The sequence below is a fragment of the Andreprevotia chitinilytica DSM 18519 genome, assembly GCF_000711875.1.
GTDB lineage: Bacteria > Pseudomonadota > Gammaproteobacteria > Burkholderiales > Chitinibacteraceae > Andreprevotia > Andreprevotia chitinilytica.
In genome coordinates this window covers 47,980-68,111 of sequence record NZ_JONM01000006.1, presented here as the reverse complement: position 1 = coordinate 68,111, position 20,132 = coordinate 47,980, and the positions used below count along the sequence as shown (strand labels likewise).

Below are 20,132 nucleotides of genomic sequence, written 5' to 3'. Positions count from 1 at the left end.
TCTATGTCCGGCCATGCTTACGCCGTAATACACTGACATCACCATTCGGCGATGGAGCTGGGTGCGCATCTGGTCAACAAGGAAAAACAATGAAACTGGCAACCAGAGTCTGGGTCATCATCGCGGCGGCCATGCTGGGGATGGTGATCATTTCAGCGGTGGGGCTCGTCAGCCTGCGCCACACCATGATGCAGGAACGCGAGAGCCAGATCACACGGTTGCTGGTTGAAGCCGAGAACATGCTGAAGCACTACCAGCAGCTCGAAACCAGCGGCAAGCTCACCCATGAAGAAGCGCAAACGCGCGCTGCCGATGCGCTGGCGAATCTGCGCGATGGCGATGTCTATTTCTTCGCCCGTGCGCCCGGCAATATCCTGGTCGTCCACCCGAAAACCGAACGCGTCGGCAAGGTCGACAAAGGCACCAAGGGCGCTGACGGCCGCTACGCCACAGAGATCTATGCCGAAGCGCTCTCCAAAGGTCACATCGGCATCGTGGAAATCCAGACCTCCAAACCGGGCGGCAAGGTCGACTTGCCCAAGCTCAACGGCGTGCTGTCGTTTGAGCCGTGGCAATGGGTCATCGGCACGGGCTTCTTTATCGACGACATCAATGCAGCGTTCTGGGAACGCGCCGTGTTGTTCCTCGGTATCGGCATCGCCGTATTGGTCGTCGTGGCCGGGCTGGGCCTGCAAATGGCGCGGAACATCTTGCGCCAGCTTGGTGGCGAGCCAGCCTACGCGGCATCCATCGCCAACGATATCGCCGCCGGCGACCTGTCCCAGACCATCAAGCTCTCCGGGCCGCCGGACAGCCTGCTTGGCGCCATGCAGCGCATGCAGACCAGCCTGCGCGACATGGCCGGCCGCTTCAACAGCGCCGCCATGCAGCTGGCGGATTCCGCCGCATCGCTCAAGGAGCAGATGACGCAGATCAGCCAAGGCGCACGACGCTCGTCGGAGGCGACCTCGTCCACGGCCGCCGCCATCGAAGAAATGACCGTCAGCATCAGCCATGTTTCCGGCAGCGCCGGCGAGAGCGCCGAGCAGTCGCAACGCGCCTCAACCGTGGCAGTCGATGGTGAAAACATGGCCGTTGAGGCCGCAGGCGAGATCAAGCGCATTTCCAGCGATATCACCGAAGCGGCCTCGCTGATCCACAGCCTGGTGGAACGCTCGCAGGAAATTGGCGGTATCGCAGCAGTCATCAACGACATCGCCAACCAGACCAATCTGCTGGCGCTGAATGCCGCCATCGAAGCGGCCCGTGCCGGCGAGCAAGGGCGCGGCTTTGCGGTGGTGGCGGATGAAGTGCGCAAGCTCGCTGAGCGCACCGCCAGCGCCACCCAGGACATCACCCGCACCATTCAGGCGGTGCAGAACGACACCAATCTGGCCGTCGGCAAGATCAACGATGTGAGCGCGCAGGTAAACACCGGGGTCTCGCTGACCGAGCGCGCTGCCGAAGCGCTACGAGAAATTCGCAGCCATGCGGCCGATACGCTGGGCAAGATTCGCGAAGTGGCCAGCGCCACGCATGAGCAAAGTCAGGCCAGCAACGCCATCGCCACCAACGTGGAGCAAATTGCGCGGATGGTCGAAGAGTCGGATATGTCCGTCAGTGCCGCCCACGGCGCGGTGCAAAAGCTGGATACGCTAGCGCAAGACCTGCGTGCGACGGCAGCACGCTTCAAGATGTAATCAAGCGGCCAAATCGCCAAAGGGCGGGCGGGACATTCATCCCGACCCGCCCTTTTTTATCTTGCAACCACTCACTCCTGCAAATGCGCCTTCGGATAGCCCAAGCCCGGTTGATTCTGCCTGGCCGGCATGACCCGTTGCTTGAGCCGAGTCACGATGACCACTGCAGCGGCAACGGCAAGCAGATGTTTCAGCGTATGCCCGCTGACGAAACCCAATACATGCAACAGCTGATGGTCACTCAACTCCGCCAGCTTGGCCGCAACATAGAGACCAATCGCGACGGCAAAGGCGACGCGATCCTTGCTGGGCGCGTCGGCCTGCCAGAGTGGCACCAGCAACAGCGGCAGCCCCTGCAGCAGCAAGTAGGGGCGGAGGTCGGCAGTGGTTTGCCACCACAACACGCTCGCTACAGCAGCGACAGACAGAAGCACCGCAGTCATCCCGGCCTCCTTGCCACGCGCTTCCGCATGCACGGCGGAGAGCAGGCCGGCGCAGGCAAAGGCAATCGGCAGGCGATCCCAGACCAGACGCAGATCATCCGGCGCAAGGTGGTAGTAACTGGAGCCGATGGCTGTCGCGATCAACGACACCAGGAACAGACACCACCCCGGCCAGCCTACCGCCAGCGCCGGGTGGTGCCGCAACGGCCACAGCCGCCACAATCCCCATAGCCCGATCAGCGCAAACCCGGTATTGGACAACACATCCGCCGCGTTCGGGATACCGAGCCAGAGCCGGCGGTCAGCGAACTCGTGGTAGTGCGCGAGTTGTGGAATCGGCCCATAGATCAGCAACCCGATGGCGATGGCCACGGTCAGCACGGTGGGCAGATAGTTCGGCAAGCGTTTCATCGGCAGCTCCTTTATTTGTATGGCATGAAGCATGCCAACAAGAATCGGATAGAGAAACCTTGATTGTATTGGTGGCCTTGAATACGCTAACCGGTATCGAATTTTGATACCCAACTTCAAGAAATGAATGAAACACGTCAATTGCTCGCCACGCTCAAACGCCGTTTCAAGGCACGCGGGCTGACCTATCGCCAAGCCGGCGACGCCCTTGGGTTATCCGAGCCCAGCATCAAGCGGCTGTTTTCCACCGGCAACATGTCGCTGCAGCGCCTGTGCGAATTGGCAGCGCTGGCTGATCTCACCTTGGCAGAGCTGGCGGCAGAAAGCCTCGCCGAACCGTCGTTGCACCATTTGAACGGCGAGCAGGAACAGGAGTTGGTGGCAGATATTCACCTGCTGCTGGTGGCGGTATGTGCGCTCAACCATTGGGCAGTGGAACAGATCATCACCGTCTATGCGCTGAGTGAGACAGTCTGCGTACAAAAGCTGCTGCGCCTCGACAAACTCGGGCTGATTGCACTCATGCCGGGCAATCGCATCCGCCTGCTGGTTGCGCGTGATTTCGATTGGCTGCCGGATGGGCCGATTCGTGGGTTTTTCCGGGATAAGGGCCGGCCGGATTTTCTGGATGCGAATTTTGCTGCGGCGGATGAGACGATGTTGTTCCTGCACGGCATGCTGACGCCCGCTGCCGCGATGCAATTCCGGCAGAAGCTACGTCGGCTGAAGCAGGAGTTTGCTGATCTGCACCGCGATAGTCTGGCCGTGCCGTTATCGTTCCGGCGCGGCACCGGCATGCTGATTGCGATGCGGGAGTGGGAGCCTGCCGCATTCTCGGCCTTGCGTCGGCCGGCGGAGGCGTGAGGCAGGAACAGTAGCGCTCAGCTACGGTTCTTTCTTTCCCGGCCTCAGCCCTTGGGTGACAACGGATGCATCAACGACGCCGTGCCCGTTTCGCCGGATTCGAACAGACGAAAGCGTTCGTCGTTGTCGCCAGCGCGATTGCCGCGCCAGATTGGCAGCCAGTTGCCGGCCGGCAGCAGAGTCGGGGTGCTGGCGGAGTCTTCGATCAACAGGTAATTGCACTGCTGCTTGTGGCCAAGCTCCACCCGGTCGGTCAGCCTGTTGCCGAAGTAATGCAGCATCGCCCGCTCGGACTCACCCAGCCCCACGCTCGTGATGCAGCCTTGCTCGGCCGCCAGCGAGGTCCGCACGCCTTCCATGACCTGGCGATAGCTCTTGGCCTCGTTCAACCAAGGCAACCAGAGTGTCATTGCCAGCGTCCACAACAGCATCAGCCCGGTCGTCCAGCACATCAGACCACCAACCAGACGATCGCGCGATACCTTGGCGACATAGATCCAGAAACCGATCGCCACAGCTGCGACCACGCCAGCCACTGGCTGCAACTCAGGCTTGAAATCGCTCGGCAGCATGCGGGCAAGCCATGCCCACGTCGGCATATGCCCGGTCACGAGCCCCTGCCCCCATACCCCGATGACGAAAGCGGCCAACCCACCAAACAACGCCAGACTGATGTAGCGAACCACTCGATCGGCACGACCAGAGTGCTCGATGAGCGCCGGATAGGCCAGCATCGCCAACGGCGAGAGGATCGGCAGCGCATACAGCGCCCGTGCGGATGCCGAGCTCGACAAGGTGCCGAACAACACCAGCGCAAACAACGCCGGCACCAGGATCTGCGGCGCATGCCAACGCTTGCGCCACAACCAGAGCGACCACAGCGCCAGCGGCAACACCGGAAAGGCAAAACCGGGAATCGACTTGAAGAAATAACCGGGTTCAGTACCCGCCCCCAGCACCGGCACTGCAAAGCCGAGGAAGCGGCCGATGTTGTTCAGCCAGAACCATTCGGTGAACAAATCCGGCGCACGCAGATACAGCATGGTCGGCCAGATCAGGCCCAGCGGGATGGCGATCAGTAGTGCACGCGCCCATTGCGTGGCATAAGCCCGCGTACGCCATTGCGATGACAGGACGGGCAACAGCACCCCGGTCACGCCGAGCACGCCGGGAATCAACAAGCCCTTGGACAAAAACGCTGCCAGCAAGCCAACGCCCAGCATCACGCTGCCACGCACGGCAGGCTCGTGCAGGCGCATCAGTCCGCATATCGCGAGGGTTGCACCGAAAAACTGGGCGACATCGGTGATCATGCCGTGCCCGTGCAGCATCAGCGCCGGGCAAGCGGCCAAGGCGAGGCAAGACACCGGTGCAGCGTGGCGTCCCCATGCGTGGCGCACAGCCGTAGCCACGGCAGCGAATGCACCCACCATGTACAAGCCACTGGTCAGCCGGGCCGCATCATGCAGCGGCAACCAGCCGCCGAAGAGGCGCGCCATCAGCGCCGCGCTCCAGTAATAGAGCGGCGGCTTTTCCATGAAGGGCTCGCCAGCCACCCGCATCACGACCCAATCGCCGTCCTGCAGCAGGTGCAGGATCATGCTGAAGGTATAGGTTTCATCCTGCTTCCACGGGTCGTGGCCAATCAGGCCCGGCAGGAAGTAATAGAGCGCGCCGACCAGCAAGAGTCCGAACCCGAGCTGAAGCGCGCTTTGCTGTTGCAATAGCGCTTGCAGCTTCTGGATTTCGCGGGGCGAGTTCATAAGAAAACGATCATTTTAGTAAGTGCTACGTATTTGTTAAGAAATCGAAAAAGCTCACGGGCGTGATGATGCCGTGTTTTGTTGACGGTTTCTTCGGGGATTTACATTCAGTAACAAACAAGTTAGGCAAAGCGCGTCAACGCCAAGCAAATGTCAGGCGTTCACCCGCACTCGCAATCCGGTTTTCCGTTATATGACAGACACATACCAGCAAGCCTGCAGCCGCAAATCGGCCAGGTCGGATCAGTTTGTGTGCTGCGTCGGACCGGCAAACACGATGATCGACTGGCGAAGATGCCTTCAACACCGACTCAGTCATTTGTAAGAAAATTGATGACTCGACCGAGAATTTAAATCAAAGCAGCAAACGCAATTGTGTTTGTTTGTGAAAAAATTTCGAAATCTTTACACAAACGCCCGTTGGCAGAATTAGCTGAAACATAGCGAGTCCGCAGACAGCGGCCCGGAAATCGGCAGGCCGAGCCAGCACTCGATAGCGCGTCTGCAATCCATCAGGGGTACGAGAGCGGGTCAGCGCGGATAGCGCCGCAGCAAGGTGCGAAGCAATTTCAAACCCTCCGGCCAGTCGCCATAGCCGGATTCCACGTTGATGTGGCCTGCGCCCTCGATGGTATGCAGCTGCCCGCCCCAGCTCTCGGCCAGCATCGTCGCCCGCTCGAATGAACATGCGTAGTCGTTATCGCTGGCCACCAGCAGCGCCGGGAAGGGCAAGCGGTTGATCGGCAGCGGCAGGAAGCTGGTGAAACTGGGCGGAGCGTCTTCGCGGGCGACATCGGCCGGTGCAACCAACAGCGCCGAAGCGATCTTGTGCCGATGCGCGGACAACGCGGCCCAGTGCCCGGCCGTCACGCAGCCCAGGCTATGCGCCACGAGGACGACGTGGCCGGCAGCGCCCGCAACGGCGGCCTCCAACCCGCGCACCCAATCCACCGCGCGCGGCTCTTCCCAATCTTGCTGTGCCACCCGTACGAACTGCGGGTATTGCGCGCACCAACGCGTCTGCCAGTGCTCATCGCCCGAATCGCGCCAGCCCGGCGCAATCACGATGCTGTTGCCTTCGCTCAGCCAACGTTCGATCACGTCCATCATCGCGTTCCTCCAGATGAACCAAAAAAGCGTGGCTCGCCCAGCAGGTAGCCTTGCAATGCATCCGCGCCGGCATCCAGCGCAATCTGTTGCTGCACCTCGGTTTCAATCCCTTCGACGACCACTTCCGCCTCCAGCTCGTGCAGCAGCTCGACCACTTTGGGAAGCGCTCGGCGCAGGCGTGGCGACTGTTCGGCCTGGAAAATCAGCTCGCGGTCGAGCTTGACGATATCGGGCTCAAACACCCAAAGCCGGTCGAGATTGGCATGCCGCGAGCCGAAGTCATCGATAGCGATGGCATAGCCGCGTGCACGGTAGCTCTCGATGGCGGCACGCACCTGGCCGACGCGCGAATCAGGAATGGCGTCTTCGGTGATCTCCAGCACGATCTGCCTGGGCGACCACGCCAGGCTATCGAGAATCCGCCCGAACGCCTCGCCGTGGCGTGATTCCACCTGCACCAGCAATTGCGGGTGCACGTTCAGGAACAGCCGCGCGGCATCCTGCTTGAAGGCGGCATGCTGGAAGGTCGCGAAATTCAACAGGTGCAAGGTGCGGCATAAACGATCGAAGGCCACCAGCTGCTGATCGGCTGCGCATGCAAAAGCTTGCAAGGGCGGCAGCGGCTTGCCGCGAGTCAACGCACGCAGCAAGGCTTCCTCGCCCACCACGCGGCCTTGTGCGTCGAAAATCGGCTGGAAGGCGCTGGACAGGCTCAGCCCCAGCGCCTTGACGGTAATGCCCCGTGCCGGGTCGACGTGGAATTCGGCGTTGGGCCAGTCTTCCAGCGTCGGCAAGGGCACCGGCAGAGGCAGCCTCTCGGCGAGGCCTTCGGTCGTGAAGCTCATTTTCTCTCTCGTTGTTGTTGTGGTCTTCTCCCCTCTCACATCCCGTGCAAGGCTTTGCCTTGTTCAGGGACAGTGGGAGAGGGGTGGGGGGAGAGGGTCGTGCAAAGTGTCGCGTTCCTTGCAAGCACCCTCTCCCTAACCCTCTCCCACAAGTGGGCGAGGGAACTAAAAGCTCCCAGAAGCCGCATTTAAGGCGACAAAAAAGCCGGAGCATCGCCCCGGCCTTTTCCCCGCCTCGACCCGAATCGCTCAAGCGATCCAGGTCGAACCAATCAGCGGTTCGGCTGCGGCGTCAAACGCAGATACGGACGCACGGCGCGGTAGCCCTTCGGGAAGCGCTGGGCGATTTCGGCTTCGTCCTGCAGCGACGGCACGATCACCACTTCATCGCCGTCTTGCCAGTTGGCGGGCGTTGCCACCTTGTAGCCATCGGTCAGTTGCAGCGAATCGATCACGCGCAGGATTTCGTTGAAATTGCGACCGGTGCTGGCCGGGTAGGTAAACGTGGTGCGGATCTTCTTGGCCGGATCGATGATGAACACCGTGCGTACGGTCAGGTTCGCCAGCGAGTTCGGGTGGATCATGTCGTACAGCTCGGCCACCTTGCGGTCGGCATCGGCAATGATCGGGAAGTTGACGCGGGTGTTCTGCGTTTCGTTGATGTCGGCAATCCACTTGTGGTGGGAATCGACCGGATCGACGCTGACTGCCAGCGGCTTCACATTGCGCTTCTTGAACTCGTCGGCCAGCTTGGCCGTGAAACCCAGTTCGGTGGTGCACACCGGGGTGAAATCGGCCGGATGCGAGAACAGCACGATCCAGTGATCGCCGGCCCATTCATGGAAGCGAATTTCGCCTTCGGAGGATTGCTGGGTGAAATCCGGGGCGGTATCGCCAAGACGCAAGCTCATGGTGTGACTCCTTGTTCGTTGGTATTGAGAACCTGTTTACGATCTGTCGCGAGAGGCCCTCAGCGGGGTGAAGAGCAGCGCAAAAACCGGAGTGTACTTTTGTACATGAGGATTTTGAGCAGCGCATGAGCCCCGATCAGGGCCTCGCAGCAAGATCGTAAACAGGTTCCGAGGCATCGCCCACCCGGGCGACGCACCCGCACAGTATGGCTATATGAAGATGACTTTTCGCGCGTCTTTTACAGCTATGTTATTTCCGGGCCAGCGCGATGGCAGCCTGCAACTGATCGAACACCCCGCCGTCATTGAAGTAAGCCACTTGCGCCTTGGTCCAGCCACCGAACACATCATCGATATCGAACAGCTTCACGTTCGGGAACTGCTTGGCGTACTTGGCGTAGATGTCCTTGTCGATCGGGCGGTAGTAGTTTTGCGCGGCGATTTCCTGGCCCTCCCTGCTGTATAGATATTGCAGATAGGCTTCGGCCACCTTGCGGGTGCCCCGCTTGTCGACCACTTTGTCGACCACGGCGACCGGCGGTTCAGCCTTGATCGAGATGCTCGGGGCGACGATATCGAACTTGTCCGGGCCGAATTCCTTCACCGACAGCACCGCTTCGTTTTCCCACGCCAGCAGCACGTCGCCCTGACCGCGCTCGGTGAATGTCACGGTTGCGCCACGAGCGCCGGAATCCAGCACCGGCACGTTGGCATACAGCTTCTGCACGTATTCACGCGCTTTCTGGTCCGAACCATAGGTGTGTTTGGCCCATGCCCATGCGGCGAGGAAGTTCCAGCGCGCGCCGCCGGAGGTCTTCGGGTTCGGCGTGATCACCTTTACGTCGGCGCGGACCAGATCGTTCCAGTCTTTGATGCCCTTCGGATTGCCCTTGCGCACCAGGAACACAATGGTCGAGGTATAGGGGGAGGCGTTGTCCGGGTACTTCTTCTGCCAGTCCGCGCCCAAGAGCTTGCCCTTGGTCGAGAGCTCGTCGATGTCATAGGCCAGCGCCAGCGTCACCACATCGGCCTGCAGGCCATCGAGCACCGAGCGCGCCTGCTTGCCCGAGCCGCCATGCGATTGCTTGACCACCACATCGTCGCCGGTCTTGGCCTTCCAGTACTTGGCAAAAGCCTTGTTGTAGTCCTGATAAAACTCGCGGGTCGGATCGTAGGAGACGTTGAGCAGCTCAACCGTGGCAGCCCAAGTCGACGAGGCGGCTGCGGTCAGGGCAAGGGCGGCAATGCCGTTCCAGAACAATTTGCGGTAGGGCGAGGAGCGGTCAGACATGGCGGTTTCCGTTATGCATTGGGATCAATGAGTCGGAGTCTGCCAGCAGTGCTTATGCACTATAAATAATATCTAATTAGAATTTTATACTTTTTAGATATAAACAAACAAATCCGCCGTGCAGCGGACATGACACGCCAAGCGCGGTAGCGTCGGCGAATCGATTTGCCACCTCGGCGCATCCACCGGCAGCAGTTCCCGCCGCACCAGCACATTGCGTTCGATGGCGGGGAGTTCAACCTGCCCACCCTCATCGCCGCTGCCATCCCCATCGCTGCCCAGATAGACGACACACGCGCCACAGGTGCCTTGGGCGCAGCGCCATGACAAGGCCAGTTCGCCGTCACGCGTCAGGGCGCGCACCAGGTCGATCAGGCGACTGCCGCGCTCGGCCAGCGCTTGCGTGACCAGCACGCCAGCCGCATCGACAAAGCGGATGGTGACGGGGTCGGGGGTGGGTTCCATAAGTTCCAAAGACAGTCTTGGTGATCCGTAGGTTGGGTTGAATGAAATGAAGCCCAACATGGGTGACGCTGCGATATATTGGGCTTCGCTATGCTCAACCCAACCTACGTGGCTCAAGATTCGTCGGATGGGTTGAACGTAGCCCGGACGCGTTTTTTGCGGCCGGGGCGGCAATGGCTCACGTGGCGGAAACCCCGGCCGCAGAATGCGTCCGGGCTACATAAGCGCCATCAAACCACCGCCAACCGCTCCCGCAACCAATGTTCCAGCTCTGCCGGTGGCTGGGGCCGCGAGATGAAATAGCCCTGCACCAGATCACACCCCAGCGCGGCCAGGGCGTTGAGCGTTGCCCCATCCTCTACGCCTTCGGCCACCACGCGTAGGCCGAAGCTGTGCGCGAGGCCGATGGTCGATTGCACGATGAGCGTGTCTGGCTGGCTAGAGGTCATCGGTGCGACGAAGGTGCGGTCGATCTTGAGCACCTGCACCGGCAAGCGCTTTAGATAGGCCAGCGACGAATAGCCGGTGCCGAAGTCGTCAATCGCCAAGGTCACGCCCAGGCCGTGGATGCGCGTGAGCCGGGCCAATGCCTTCTCCGGGTCTTCCAGCAGCGCCGATTCGGTCACTTCCAGTTCCAGCAGCGCCGCCGGCACGTCGTGGCGGCGCAGGCTATCGACGATCAGGCTGACCAGATCGGCATCCAGCAGATTGCGCGGGCTGATGTTGACGGCCACCGGCACGGTCAGCCCGACATTCAACCAGCGCCGTACTTGCGCCAGTGCTTCGTCGATCACCCAGGCGGTCAGCGGCCGGATCAGTTCGGTGTTCTCGGCCAGCGGGATGAATTCGACCGGCGCGAGCATGCCGCGCTCGGGGTGCTTCCAGCGCAGCAGGGCTTCACAGCCAGCCAGACGGCCGCCCTCCACCCCGACCTTGGGTTGGTAGGCGAGGCTCAAGCCATTCTCGCGGATTGCCTTGGCCAGCTCGCCATGCAGCGCCAATCGCTCCGGCGTGAAACGATCCAGCCCCGGCTGATAGATACAGACGCTGTTGCGGCCGTGCTTGGCCTGATACATGGCGATGTCGGCACAGCGGGCGAGCGAGATCGCATCCTTGCCGTGCTGCGGATAAATGGCCACGCCGATACTCGCGGTCAATTCCAGCGCGAATTCGTCAACGTGTAGCGGCGTGCTGATCAGGGTCGCAATCTCGCCACTCAGGCGGTCGAGCACGCCGAAATCGCCGTTGAACGGCAGCACCACCGCCAACTCGTCGCCGCCCAATCGCACCGCATCCGCGCCGTGCTGCGCCACCCAGCCGGCCAACCGCTTGCCTTGCAGCTGCAATACGTCATCGCCGACTTCGTGGCCGAGCGTGTCGTTGATTTCCTTGAACCGGTTCAAATCCAGCACCAGGATCGCCAGCGCATTGGCAGGACGGGTGCGGATCAATTCGTCCACCTGCCGGCCCATCCAGTAACGGTTCGGCAGGCCGGTCAACGCGTCGTGATTGGCGAGGTATTCCTGCTGGGCGAGGTAGCGCTTTTCCTCGGATACATCGCGCACCACCACCAGCAGATCGCGGCTTTCCTCCCGCACGAAGACCGTCAGGCGAATCTCGCTATCGAACGGCTGGCCGTTATCCAGCCGGCGCAGTTGCCAGTTGAAGCCATCGAGCCGGCCAGCAGCGGCGGCATCCAGCAGCTCCTCGCCGTGTTCGCCGGACGGCTGCCCATCCGTTTGCTGCGGCGGCGAGAGATCGGCAATGGTGCGCCCGGCCAGCTCGCTCTGCAGCGACACGCCGAACAGCTGGCAAGCCGCCTCGTTGGCATCGATCACCACCCCCTCGTGCATCAGCAGGATGCCGTCGTTCACGGTCAGGAACATCTGCCGGTAGAAGCGGCGTTGCTCGACCAGCTGGCGTACGAAGCGGCGCAGATACCAGGCGAACATCACGATCACGAGGCCAAGGATCGACGACGCCACGATCCGCCAGCGCACGCGCTGCTCCCAGGCGCCGCGATAAGCGCCACGATCCACGCCGTAGAAACTCATGACCGGCAAACCGGCGAGCGATGGCCGGGCGACGAAGAGGCTGGCGTCGTCGTGCTGGTTCGACAACACGCCGCAGGGTACGGTCGCCATCACCCCGCTGGCATCCAACCGCATATTGACTCGCTGACCAAGCTGCTTGCTGTCCATATCGGGCACGCACATCAGCAAGCGGCCATCGGCGCGGATCAGGCCGAACGTCAGCCCCGACGAGCGCACGATGTTGTTGTACAGCTGCTCGAACGGCTGGTTGCTCAGCAGCATGCCCACCGTCAATTGCTGACCGTTGTGCAGCCCCAGACGCCGGAAGACCGGCAGCTGGTAGGGCGCACCCGGACGCAACTGCAGCGGCAAGCCGGGCTCGCCGTTGCCCTCCTCCCGCCGTAGCGCCCCGATCAATCGCGCTTGTGCACGCGGGTCGCTATCCAGTCGGCCATCCTGATCCACCAGCAACATCTGAGCGCCGTCGTAAACGAAGAGCCCGCCTGGCCGGGTGTCATAGCGAGCGGCGCTACGCAGCACCTCAAGATAGTCGCCGGTATCCACCCGCGCGGTATTGGCACGCCCGGCCAGTTCGGCGGTGATCGATTCCACGCTGGCGCGGGCATTCAACAAGTACTGATCGAACTGCGCACCGATCATGCTCGCGGCATTCTGGATGCGGCGCTGGTATTGCACTTCGCTCAAGGCCAGATCATGTTCGGCCTCCCAGACCAGCAGGCCGGCCGCGCCGCAGCACAACAGCAGGCCAAGCAGCCAGAGACGACGCCACTGGCTGCGGGTATGGGGGTCGAACAGGCTTTGTGAAACAGCGGGCATGAGCAAATCTGGATTCGGTAAAGGGTGGTGTCCGACCGGTGGCAGCAGTGGCCGGCTGCATGCCGGCAAGCGCCTTCTAAAATGACCCATACAGTATGCGATAACGGCGGGCTGCTCCATTGTGATCAAGAAAATTCTTATCAACCAGCTCAAGCCGGGCATGTACATCCATGACCTCAACCTCGCCTGGTTCGATCATCCCTTTGTACGCAATCACTTCTTGCTGGAAAACGACGCCGATCTGAAGCGCGTCATCGATACCGGCGCGCCGTCGGTCTACATCGACACCAGCCGTGGGCTAGACGTGCCGGATGCGCCAACCGCCGCCGAAGTGGAAGCCGAACTCGAATCCTCCTTGCTCGCCGCACTCGCCAAGCCAGCCCCCACCCTCAAGATCACCGCGCGGGAGGAAACGGCCCGCGCCACCCATATCCATCAACAAGCCTGCACCCTCGTGCGGCAGGTGATGCAGGATGCGCGGCTGGGCCGAGCCGTCGAGGTGGCGCAGGTCGAAGAAGTCGCCGATGCCATCGCCGAATCGATCGAGCGCAATGCCGGCGCAATGACCGGCCTGATCAGCATCAAGAACAAGGATGAATACACCTTCCTGCACTCGGTGGCGGTCGGCACGCTGATGATTACCTTCGGCAAGAGTCTGGGGCTATCGCCCGCGCTGACACGGCAAGGCGGCGTGGGCGGCTTGCTGCACGACACCGGCAAGATCCTGGTGCCCGACGAGATTCTCAACAAACCCGGCAAACTCACCGACGACGAATTCACCGTGATGCGCAACCATCCGCTGCAAGGCTGGAAGCTGCTATCGAGCATGGCCGGCGTCGATGCCGTCGCGCTCGACATCGCCCTCAACCACCACGAACGCATGGACGGCAGCGGCTACCCGCATCACTTCAAGGGCAACGACATCAGCCAGATGGCGCAAATGGCCGCCATCGTCGACGTCTACGACGCGATCACCTCTGACCGGTGCTATCACAAGGGCCTGCCCGCACCACAAGTGCTGCGCAAACTCTGGGAATGGAGCCCGCATCACTTCAACCCGACGCTGGTGCAACACTTCATCCGCATGCTGGGCATCTACCCGGTCGGCACCGTGGTGCGGCTGGAATCGGGCCGGCTTGGCATCGTGACCGACCAGCACAGCGACAGCGCGCTCACGCCGCATGTGCTGCTGGTGTTCTCGACCAAATCCAACGCCTTCATCCCGCCTGAAGAGCTCGACATGGCGCATGAGGCGAAGCGCGGCGGCGACAAGATTGCCGGGTTTGAAGCGCCGGAGAAGTTCGGGATTGATGTGGCGCGGTATTTGCGGGCGGGGTGAGGGGTGAGGGGTGAGGGTCGTGCAAGATGCAGCGTTCTTATTCGAACACCCTCTCCCACTAATAAGCTGAGCAAGGCTAAAGCCTTGCACGCGAGGGCGAGGGAACAAAATCCGTTGCGCACCGAAGCACCAGCCCTACAATCCCCCCTCCACCATCCAGCCCACCTCCCCCATGCCGCAACACCTGCTCGCCGCCCTCGCTCTGGTCGGGGTGTGGTCCACCACGGCGCTTGCCATCAACTGGAGCGTGCATGGGCTCGCAGTCAGCGCCGCACTGTTCGGCCGCTTCCTGTTTGCCACACTGGCGGCGTGGCTGCTTCTACGGCTGACCGGCCGCAACCTGTCGCTGCGCCCGGCGGCTTGCCGGGCCTATCTGATTGGCGGCTGCGGCGTAGCGGCATCAATGCTGTGCACCTACTGGGCATCGCGCTCCGTGTCGTCTGGCATGATCGCGGTGATCTTCGGGCTGATCCCGTTCTCGACCGCGTTATTTGCCCGGCTTTGGCTCGGCGAGCGACTGGCCGGGCGCGAACTGGTCGGCATGCTGCTCGGGCTCGTCGGACTAGCGGTATTGTTCTCCAACCATCTGGATGCCGGCCTCGTCGGGCTGTTGGTCACATTGCTGGCCGTGTTCATCCAATCCGCCACCGCAGTACGCTTGAAGATCGCCGCGCAGGAGCTCTCGGCCATGGCGGTCAATACCGGCGCGCTGGCGGTCTGTGGAGTGGTCACCGGCACATTCTGGTTGCTGAACGGTGCGCCGTTGCCGGCAGACATGCCGTGGCGAGCCATTGGCGCGGTGGGTTGGCTGGCGCTGATCGGCTCAGCCATTGGCTTCAGCCTGTATTACTGGATGATCCGCGAATGCCGGCCGGCGCAGGTCGCCGTGCTCTCGCTGGTCAGCCCCGCCGCGGCACTGTGGCTGGGCCACGCGCTGAATGCCGAGCACGTGTCGGTGCAGATGTTGGCGGGGACGGTGTTGATTGTGGGCGGGCTGGTCTGCCACCAGTTCGGGCCGCGAGCCGCCCCGTAGCCCGGACGGCTTTGCCGGCCGGGGGACGATGGTGAACCAAGCCAAGGGCATGCTCCTCATCAGCATCGCCACCCCGGCCGGCAAAGCCGTCCGGGCTACGGGATCTTTGATTCGATCGCTGGCAAGCTCGCGCCCAGCGCCGTCATCATCCGCACAGTTGCGCCACGGTGCACCGCTGCAAACGTCTGCCCGGCCGCCCCCATCGTTTTGCAACTGGCCGGATCGGCAAGCAGCGCCACGGCTTCTTCTGCAACGATTGCAGCATCCGCCAACTGGAACGCGGCCCCTGCTGCCACCGCCTCGGCCGCGGATTGCGCAAAGTTGAAAGTGGATGGCCCAAGCAATACCGGCGCACCGATCGCGCAGGCTTCGATCAGGTTCTGGCTACCGAATGGCAACAGCGACCCGCCAATCACCGCCACATCACAAGCGGCAAACCACGCGTGCATCTCGCCCATGCTGTCGCCGACCAGCACTTGCACCGCTGGCGATAGCGGTGTTTCGTCCCACTGGCTGCGGCGTTGCGTTTGCCAGCCGGCGGCATTGAGCAAGGCAGCGGCTTCGTCAAACCGTTGCGGATGACGCGGCACGACGATCAATAAGGCATCGGTCGACCAGCCAGCAGCACGCAGCGCCTGTGTGAACAAGGCTTCTTCGCCATCGCGGCTAGATGCCAGCAACAGCACAGGTCGGTCGCCGAACAAGGTGCGCCAATGTCGGCCTTTTTCCACTTGCGCGGCATCGGGCAGGTTGTCGAACTTGATGTTGCCGCTCACTTGCACGTTATGCGCGTTCAGCGCGGTCAAGCGTTCGGCATCGGACGGGCTTTGCGCCAGCACGCCGGTGAAGCGGGCAAATGCCGGCTTGGCGAGCCAGCCGATACGGTGATATCCCCGCGCCGATTTCTCTGACAACCGTGCGTTGACCAGCCAAACGGGAATGCCCCGCCGCTGGCAGGTCGCGAGCAGGTTGGGCCAGACCTCGGTATCGACGAACAAGCCGATGGCAGGCCGATAGCGCTGGAGAAAGCGGGCCACGGCGCAGGGATAGTCATATGGCAGATAGTGGATATCAGCGGTGTCGCCGTACAGGTCGCGTGCTGTGGCCCGGCCGGTGGGGGTCATGCAGGTGAGCAATAGCCGACGATCTGGATAGCGGGCCTGCAGCGCCTTCACCAAAGGCACGGCAGCGCGCATTTCGCCGACCGATACCGCGTGCAGCCAAATGGGTTGCGTGGCGGACACTGGCCCCCGTCCATACAGCATCCAGCGCTCACGCCAGTGCTGGCGGTACTCCGGCTGGCGGCGCGAACGACGCAGCAAATACAGCGCAATCACCGGGGTGAGCAGGTACAGCAACAACGAATAGAAGACGCGGATCACGGGCGCCGGCCTGCTTGCGCTGCTTGCCAGACCGTATCGACATCCGGCGCAGCGCCATCGCAGCCCAGATTGACGGCGTAGGTATCGGCCAGCACGCCGGTCATGTCCGGATTGGAGGCGCAAAAGATCGCCACCACTGGGGCGGCGACGGCAGCGGCAAGGTGGGCGAGACCGGTATCGACGCCAACGACAATGCGGCTGCCAGACAGTAGCGCGGCCGCATGAGTCAGCGAGAGTTTCGGTGCGACGACCGCACCGGGAATCGCCGCCGCCAGCCGCTCGGCACGTTCACGTTCAGATGCACTGCCCCACGGCAACACGCAAGCCAGACCTTCGGTGGCGAAGCGTTCACCCAAGACGATCCAGTTCGGCTCGGCCCATTCCTTGTCGGCGCGGCTGGTGGCGGTGAGCAATACGGCGTAGGGCTTGGCGGGCAGCCACGGCAGGTCGGTCGGCGGCACGCTCAGACCGTAATCGACCGGGCCACTGACGGGGTAATCGAATGCCGCCGCCATCAGCGCCCGTCCGCGCAATACCGCGTGCTGATTGAAATTGACCGGGTAGCGATCCCGGTAGAGACAACTCGCCAACGGCTCACGGGCGTTCTTGCGGTCGTAGCCAGCAAGCGGGCCTTGAGCAAGACGACCGACGATGGCACTCTTGATCAGCCCCTGGGCATCGAGCACACGGTCGTAACCGACTGACTTCAGCTGCTTGCGAAAACCGCAGAACTCGCGCCGTGTGTCGGCAGACAGCAGTTTCTTGCGCCAGCGGCGCAGCGCGAATGGCACGACATTGCCGACCACCGGATGCAAGCGCGGCAGCTCGGCGAAGCCTTCCTCGACCACCCAATCGACGGTCCAGTCCGGCCGGGCACGGGCCAGATCGGTCACGGCGGGCAGGGTATGAATGACATCGCCCATGGACGACAGGCGAACGAGCAGCAATTTCGGCATGGCCGGCATTGTACTTGTAAGAAGCCACCTGGAAACGCGCCGAGTGGGTATCTAACGTGTAAACCGACGATCTGCAGGTGATAGATGGGGCTTGTAGGGATGGTACTTACTCCCCTCTCACATTTATGGGAGAGGGGCAGGGGGAGAGGGGATATGTCGCGGGCACGCGCCTACTGCAGCCACATCCCCACCACCCCATTGATCATCGCCCCACCCGCAATCAACCAGCCAAACAGCAGCGCCCCCAGCAACAGCGGCTTGATGCCCGCATGCCGAATCGCCGACAGGTGCGTGGTCAAACCCAGTGCAGCCATCGCCATTGCCAGCAGCAAGGTATCGAGGTTATTGGCGGTGCTCACAACGCTCTGCGGCAGTGACACCAGCGAGTTGGCGACCACCACGGCGACGAACCCGAAGGCAAACCAAGGTACGGCCAGCTTGGCTTTGCGCTTGCTGGTGTGGCCTTGCTTGATCGACGTATCCCGCGCCAGCCAGGCCGACAGACCGATCAGGAACGGCGCCAGCATCATCACCCGCACCATCTTGGCGATCACGGCGGTGTTGGCGGCTTCCACGCTGACCGAGCGTGCCGCAGCAACCACTTGGGCCACCTCGTGAATGGTGGAACCGGCGTAGATACCAAACGTCCGCGCATCGACTGGCAGCACGCCCCAGTGCTGATTCAGCGCAAACAGTACCGGATAGAGAAAGATCGCCAGTGAGCCGAACACCACCACCGTGGACACCGCCACCGTCACTTGCTCGGCACGCGCCCGCAACACCGGCTCGGTCGCCATCACTGCCGCCGCGCCACAGATCGAGCTCCCTGCGCCAATCAGCATGGCGGTGGCGCGGTCCAGCTTGAATAGCCGCGTGCCCAGCAACCACGCCAGCCCGAAGGTGGAAGACAGTACCAGTGCGTCGATCACCAATCCGGCGATGCCCACCTGACCGATGTCCTGCAAGGTCAGGCGCAGGCCATACAAGATGATCCCGGCCCGCAGCAGGGTTTGCTTGGAGAACACCACGCCGGCGCTACAGCCCGGCGCGCAATACCGGTAGAGCGTATTGCCGAGCAGCATGCCAAGCACAATCGCCACGGTCAGCGCGCTCAAACCGTGTTCGGCCAGCCAGCCAATCTTGCCTAGTTCGATGCTAACGACGGCCACGGCGGCGCTCAGGCCCAAGCCGGGCAGCAGCTTCGTCCAGCCAGCGGATGCGCCGGCATGGCGTGGGGTCGCCGGGGCGACAAGGGTGGTGCTTTGCGTGCTCATCATGCGTACCTCTCTGCGCTGTTTTGCAATGAGTCCAACTGTACGCAGACAAAACCAAGCGATCCAACGCGTAATTTTTGTATTATCGAGCTGAAAAACAGGTTAATTACTTAAGAACCTTTGTTTAACGAACTTTGAGAGAGCGACTCAGGGAAAAGATGCGGCGCAATGCCTCATTGCTGAGCGAATCAAAGATTCGCACGCGACGGGGATTGCGCCCGACAAAACAACAGACTTCGCAAACAGTTGCCGGTCGTTGTTTCCGCAATTGGTTGCGTTGCGGGGTTTCCTCCCTTCGCGCTAAGCGCCGACGGAGTGTCGCGAGACCTTAGGCTCGCGACCGACCGAGGGTAGCCTGGAGGGCCGCCCAGCGGGGGTCGCCTTTGGGGTGGAGGGGGCTTTGGCGAGACAAAGTCCCTTCCCCGGCCGCGGGACGGATTCCCGCTGTAATGCTTTTGAACCGCGCCGTAGGCGCATAACTAAATCAGCCTCTAAGGGGGATCGCATGAGCACACTCCGACTGACCTTGCGTCAGCTCCAGATCTTCCAGGCCGTGGCCGAGCACGGCAGTACCGGTGCGGCGGCCGATGTCATCGCGTTGTCGCAATCGGCCACCAGCGCCGCGCTGAACGATCTCGAAGGGCAACTTGGTGTGCGCCTGTTCGATCGGGTTGGCAAACGCCTGCTGCTCAATAACGACGGGCGGACACTCCTGCCGCAAGCATTGGCAGTGCTGGATGGCGCGGCCGGCATCGAAAGCTGGGCGCACGATGCTGATGCGCAGATCGGCGCGTTGCGCATCGGGGCCAGCACGACCATCGGCAACTACCTGTTGCCCCAGTTGCTGGGGGAGTTTCGCCAGCAATTGCCGCCCGCCGCCCAAGCCGGCTGGCAAGCCAGCGTGACCATCGCCAACACGGCCGCCATCACCCAGCTGGTCGCCAACTTCCAGCTCGATATCGGCCTGATCGAAGGCCCCTGTCACGAGCCGGAACTGACGGTCACGCCGTGGCTGGACGACGAATTGCTCATCGTTTGCGCCCCCGATGACCCGATCCGGCCAGCCGAGTCAGGCCAGCCAGTCCGCATGGATGCGCTGCGCGATGCCGTCTGGCTGCTGCGCGAACCGGGCTCGGGCACGCGGGAAATCATCAACCAGCTGCTGATTCCGCATCTGCATCACCTGCGCGCCGGCATCGAGTTCGGCAATTCGGAAGCCATCAAGCGCGCCGCCGCCAATGGCTTGGGGCTGACATGTCTGTCGCGCTGCGTGGTTGCCGACTTGATCGGCACCGGGGCGCTGGTCGCCCTTCCCACCTCCTTGCCCCGCCTCAGCCGACGCTTTCACCTGGTCATGCACCGCCAAAAGGCGCAAACACGCGGGCTGAGCCGGCTGGTGGCGCACTTGCTCAACGATCCTGCCGGGGCGGCACACGCATCATGGCTCGCATAGCCGATCGCCCTGCCGAGGATCA

16 protein-coding genes are annotated in these 20,132 nt (G+C 62.2%); 5 read left to right on the top strand and 11 right to left on the bottom strand.

Annotation, left to right across the window (positions count from 1 at the left end; all coding sequences use genetic code 11):
• The first annotated feature begins 89 nt into the window (after positions 1 to 89).
• Positions 90 to 1,700, top strand: coding sequence for a methyl-accepting chemotaxis protein (locus tag BR41_RS09640; protein ID WP_035055724.1), 1,611 nt, complete (start codon positions 90 to 92; stop codon positions 1,698 to 1,700).
• Between the two features lie 71 nt (positions 1,701 to 1,771).
• Here BR41_RS09640 and BR41_RS09635 read toward each other — a convergent pair whose 3' ends face one another.
• Positions 1,772 to 2,554 carry a hypothetical protein gene (locus BR41_RS09635; protein ID WP_051710606.1) on the bottom strand — a complete coding sequence of 261 codons (783 nt, stop codon included), beginning with the start codon at positions 2,552 to 2,554 and terminating at the stop codon, positions 1,772 to 1,774.
• Positions 2,555 to 2,677: 123 nt separating this feature from the next.
• Between BR41_RS09635 and BR41_RS09630 the strand changes: the two genes are divergently transcribed.
• Positions 2,678 to 3,418, top strand: coding sequence for a hypothetical protein (locus tag BR41_RS09630; RefSeq protein ID WP_035055722.1), 741 nt, complete (start codon positions 2,678 to 2,680; stop codon positions 3,416 to 3,418).
• 44 nt (positions 3,419 to 3,462) lie between these two features.
• On the opposite strand, the gene BR41_RS09625 is transcribed toward BR41_RS09630, so the two are convergent.
• The 7 genes from BR41_RS09625 to BR41_RS22850 all read right to left on the bottom strand — a co-directional run bounded on the left by BR41_RS09625 (position 3,463) and on the right by BR41_RS22850 (position 12,673).
• Positions 3,463 to 5,181 carry an ArnT family glycosyltransferase gene (locus BR41_RS09625; RefSeq protein WP_051710603.1) on the bottom strand — a complete coding sequence of 573 codons (1,719 nt, stop codon included), beginning with the start codon at positions 5,179 to 5,181 and terminating at the stop codon, positions 3,463 to 3,465.
• Between the two features lie 531 nt (positions 5,182 to 5,712).
• On the bottom strand, positions 5,713 to 6,291 hold the full coding sequence (locus BR41_RS09620; protein ID WP_211251710.1) for an RBBP9/YdeN family alpha/beta hydrolase: 579 nt from the start codon (positions 6,289 to 6,291) through the stop codon (positions 5,713 to 5,715).
• A complete protein-coding gene (locus BR41_RS09615; RefSeq protein WP_051710601.1) occupies positions 6,288 to 7,136 on the bottom strand; it encodes an EAL domain-containing protein in 849 nt (282 codons plus the stop codon). Before BR41_RS09615 ends, BR41_RS09620 begins: the two co-directional genes overlap by 4 nt.
• Before the next feature lie 272 nt (positions 7,137 to 7,408).
• Positions 7,409 to 8,047: a peroxiredoxin gene (locus BR41_RS09610; protein WP_035055720.1), complete on the bottom strand. Its 639-nt coding sequence runs from the start codon at positions 8,045 to 8,047 to the stop codon at positions 7,409 to 7,411.
• A gap of 250 nt (positions 8,048 to 8,297) precedes the next feature.
• Complete coding sequence (locus tag BR41_RS09605; protein ID WP_051710599.1) at positions 8,298 to 9,338, bottom strand: sulfate ABC transporter substrate-binding protein; 1,041 nt, start codon at positions 9,336 to 9,338, stop codon at positions 8,298 to 8,300.
• A 93-nt stretch (positions 9,339 to 9,431) separates the two neighbouring features.
• On the bottom strand, positions 9,432 to 9,803 hold the full coding sequence (locus BR41_RS09600; protein WP_035055718.1) for a 2Fe-2S iron-sulfur cluster-binding protein: 372 nt from the start codon (positions 9,801 to 9,803) through the stop codon (positions 9,432 to 9,434).
• Between the two features lie 230 nt (positions 9,804 to 10,033).
• Positions 10,034 to 12,673, bottom strand: a complete 2,640-nt coding sequence (locus tag BR41_RS22850) for a putative bifunctional diguanylate cyclase/phosphodiesterase (RefSeq protein WP_051710597.1) — start codon at positions 12,671 to 12,673, stop codon at positions 10,034 to 10,036.
• 121 nt (positions 12,674 to 12,794) lie between these two features.
• On the opposite strand from BR41_RS22850, the gene BR41_RS09590 reads away from it, so the two are divergent.
• Together BR41_RS09590 and BR41_RS09585 are read left to right on the top strand one after the other, a co-directional pair.
• Complete coding sequence (locus BR41_RS09590; protein WP_035055716.1) at positions 12,795 to 14,012, top strand: HD-GYP domain-containing protein; 1,218 nt, start codon at positions 12,795 to 12,797, stop codon at positions 14,010 to 14,012.
• Between the two features lie 172 nt (positions 14,013 to 14,184).
• Positions 14,185 to 15,045, top strand: coding sequence for a DMT family transporter (locus tag BR41_RS09585; protein WP_035055715.1), 861 nt, complete (start codon positions 14,185 to 14,187; stop codon positions 15,043 to 15,045).
• 95 nt (positions 15,046 to 15,140) lie between these two features.
• Here BR41_RS09585 and waaA read toward each other — a convergent pair whose 3' ends face one another.
• The 3 genes from waaA to BR41_RS09570 form a co-directional block, all read right to left on the bottom strand.
• Positions 15,141 to 16,427, bottom strand: a complete 1,287-nt coding sequence (gene waaA / locus BR41_RS09580; protein ID WP_035055713.1) for a lipid IV(A) 3-deoxy-D-manno-octulosonic acid transferase — start codon at positions 16,425 to 16,427, stop codon at positions 15,141 to 15,143.
• Positions 16,424 to 17,383: a lipopolysaccharide heptosyltransferase I gene (waaC, locus tag BR41_RS09575; protein WP_035055966.1), complete on the bottom strand. Its 960-nt coding sequence runs from the start codon at positions 17,381 to 17,383 to the stop codon at positions 16,424 to 16,426. Before waaC ends, waaA begins: the two co-directional genes overlap by 4 nt.
• A 170-nt stretch (positions 17,384 to 17,553) precedes the next feature.
• Positions 17,554 to 18,660 carry a YeiH family protein gene (locus BR41_RS09570; RefSeq protein WP_245615845.1) on the bottom strand — a complete coding sequence of 369 codons (1,107 nt, stop codon included), beginning with the start codon at positions 18,658 to 18,660 and terminating at the stop codon, positions 17,554 to 17,556.
• Positions 18,661 to 19,162: 502 nt separating this feature from the next.
• Here BR41_RS09570 and BR41_RS09565 point away from each other — a divergent pair.
• Positions 19,163 to 20,110 (top strand): LysR family transcriptional regulator, encoded by a 948-nt coding sequence (locus tag BR41_RS09565; RefSeq protein ID WP_035055711.1) that lies wholly within the window; start codon positions 19,163 to 19,165, stop codon positions 20,108 to 20,110.
• Positions 20,111 to 20,132 lie beyond the last annotated feature (22 nt).